We start from the raw sequence: 2,749 nt of genomic DNA on the forward strand, positions 1-2,749 counted from the left end.
AAAACGCCCGCACAAGGCGGGCGTCATCCAGCAGCAGCCACGGCGCTTACTTGGCAGTCAGCGCCGAATAGCTGTTCATCAGGTTGCGGTAGTTCGGAATCCGCTGGGACAGCAGATTGCCCAGGCCCTCGATGTCGTTGCGCCAGTCACGGTGCAGCTCACAGGCCACCGAGAACCAGTTCATCATCTGCGCGCCGGCCGCGGTCATGCGCACCCAGGCCGCCTGTTGCACGGTTTCGTTGAACGTACCCGAAGCGTCGGTGACGACGAACACGTCGAAACCTTCGGCCAACGCCGACAGCGTCGGGAATGCCACGCAGACATCGGTGACCACGCCAGCGATGATCAGTTGCTTGCGGCCGGTGGCCTTGATCGCCTTGACGAAGTCTTCATTGTCCCAGGCATTGATCTGGCCCGGGCGCGGGATGTACGGCGCATCCGGGAACATTTCCTTGAGCTCCGGCACGATCGGGCCGTTAGGACCCTGTTCGAAGCTGGTGGTCAGGATGGTAGGCAGTTCGAAAAACTTCGCCAGGTCAGCCAAGGCCAGCACGTTGTTCTTGAACTCGTTGGGCGAAAAGTCCTGGACCAGGGAAATCAGGCCGGTCTGGTGATCGACCAGCAGAACGACCGCGTCGTCCTTGTTCAGGCGGTTGTAAGCGGGAACGTTGCTCATGGGATGACTCCTTTGGGATGGATGCTATGAAACCTGTGGGAGCGGGCTTGCTCGCGAAAGCGGTGGATCAGCTTGCGATGCTGTCGAAGGTACCGACGCATTCGCGAGCAAGCCCGCTCCCACAGGGGGAATATGTTTGTCAGTCAGAAGGCAAAGCAGGAGCAGCCAAACGCGCCCCAGAAACCCTGAAAATCGCTGGCCGGAACGTTCGACAGCCGCGCCCGCTCATGGCTATGGGCGTGCACCGTGCACGGGCCGCTGCACTGGTGGACTTGCGCCTGCAGCGGTGCAGTCGGGCGCCAGTGACCAGGCACCTTGACCACCGGCGACCAGTCCGGGAGCACCGGCACACTGGCGGGGCCGAGTTTTTCGAAGTCGCCGGCGGCGTACACCACCTTGCCGTCGACCACTGTCAGCACGGACTCGATCCACTTGATGGCCTCTTCCTCGACGCTGAAGAAATCCGCACTCAGTGCCGCCAGGTCCGCCAGTTGGCCCACCTTGATCTGGCCTTTCTTGCCCTGCTCCGAGGAGAACCAGGCGCTGCCATGGGTGAACAGTTCCAGCGCGGTCAGGCGCGGCAGCCCCTCTTCGTGCAGTGCCAGACCGCCGACGGTGCGACCGCTGACCATCCAGTACAACGAAGTCCAGGGGTTGTAGCTCGACACCCGGGTGGCGTCGGTACCGGCCCCCACCGGCACGCCTTCGGCCAGCATGCGCTTGATCGGTGGCGTGGCTTCAGCGGCCTTGGCACCGTAGCGGTCGACGAAATATTCACCCTGGAAGGCCATGCGGTCCTGGATCGCAATGCCGCCACCCAGCGCCCGAACCCGTTCGATGTTCTTCGGTGTAATGGTCTCGGCGTGGTCGAAGAACCACGGCAGGCCGTTGAACGGAATGTCGCGGTTGACCTTCTCGAATACGTCGAGCATGCGGCTGATGGACTCGTCGTAGGTGGCATGCAGGCGGAACGGCCAGCGCTGCTCCACCAAATGCCGAACCACCGGCTCCAGGTCTTGTTCCATGCCCGCTGGCAGGTCCGGGCGCGGTTCGAGGAAATCTTCAAAATCCGCTGCCGAAAACACCAACATCTCACCGGCGCCGTTGTGCCGCAGGAAGTCATCGCCCTGGTGCAGCTTGACGCTGCCGGTCCAGTTCTTGAAGTCGGTGAGTTCTTCCTTGGGCTTCTGGGTGAACAGGTTGTAGGCGATGCGCACCGTCAACTGCTGCTCGCGCGCCAACTGCTCGATCACCGCGTAATCATCCGGGTAATTCTGGAAGCCGCCGCCGGCATCGATGGCGCTGGTCAGGCCCAGGCGATTGAGTTCACGCATGAATTGGCGCGTGGAGTTGACCTGGTACTCCAAAGGCAGCTTCGGCCCCTTGGCCAAGGTCGAGTAAAGGATCATTGCGTTGGGCCGTGCCACCAGCATGCCGGTGGGTTCGCCCTTGCTGTCGCGCACGATCTCGCCGCCCGGCGGGTTGGGCGTATCGCGGGTGTAGCCGGCCACTCGCAAGGCTGCGCGGTTGAGCAAGGCTCGGTCATACAGATGCAAGACGAACACCGGCGTATCGGGAGCGGCCTGGTTGAGTTCTTCCAGGGTCGGCATGCGCTTTTCGGCAAACTGGAACTCGTTCCAGCCGCCCACCACCCGCACCCACTGTGGCGTTGGCGTGCGGTCGGCCTGGTCCTTGAGCATGCGCAGGGCATCGGCCAGGGACGGCACGCCTTCCCAGCGCAGCTCAAGGTTGTAGTTCAGGCCCCCACGGATCAGGTGCAAGTGCGAGTCATTGAGCCCGGGGATGACGGTACGGCCCTTGAGGTCGATGACTTGGGTGCCGCTGCCGCGCAGGGCCATGGCCTCGGCGTCGGTCCCTACCGCGACGAAGCGCCCCTGGCTGATGGCGACCGCACTGGCGCGGGGCTTCTCACGGTCGACGGTATGGAACTGGCCATTGAATAGAATCAGATCGGCGTTCATCGGATTTCCTTTGGCGATGGATGTGCGAACACATCAAGAGTAAATACAGTCCGTGGCGAGGGAGCTTGCTCCCGCTCGGGCGCGTAGCGGC

At 62.8% G+C, this 2,749-nt stretch carries 2 protein-coding genes; both read right to left on the minus strand.

Annotation, left to right across the window (positions count from 1 at the left end):
• Positions 1–46: 46 nt before the first annotated feature.
• On the minus strand, positions 47–676 hold the full coding sequence (gene ycaC / locus HU811_RS26465; RefSeq protein WP_014337664.1) for an isochorismate family cysteine hydrolase YcaC: 630 nt from the start codon (positions 674–676) through the stop codon (positions 47–49).
• A 143-nt stretch (positions 677–819) separates the two neighbouring features.
• Positions 820–2,658, minus strand: a complete 1,839-nt coding sequence (locus HU811_RS26470; RefSeq protein WP_186659025.1) for an amidohydrolase — start codon at positions 2,656–2,658, stop codon at positions 820–822.
• Positions 2,659–2,749: the final 91 nt, after the last annotated feature.

Source organism: Pseudomonas tehranensis (assembly GCF_014268615.1).
GTDB classification, from domain to species: domain Bacteria; phylum Pseudomonadota; class Gammaproteobacteria; order Pseudomonadales; family Pseudomonadaceae; genus Aquipseudomonas; species Aquipseudomonas tehranensis.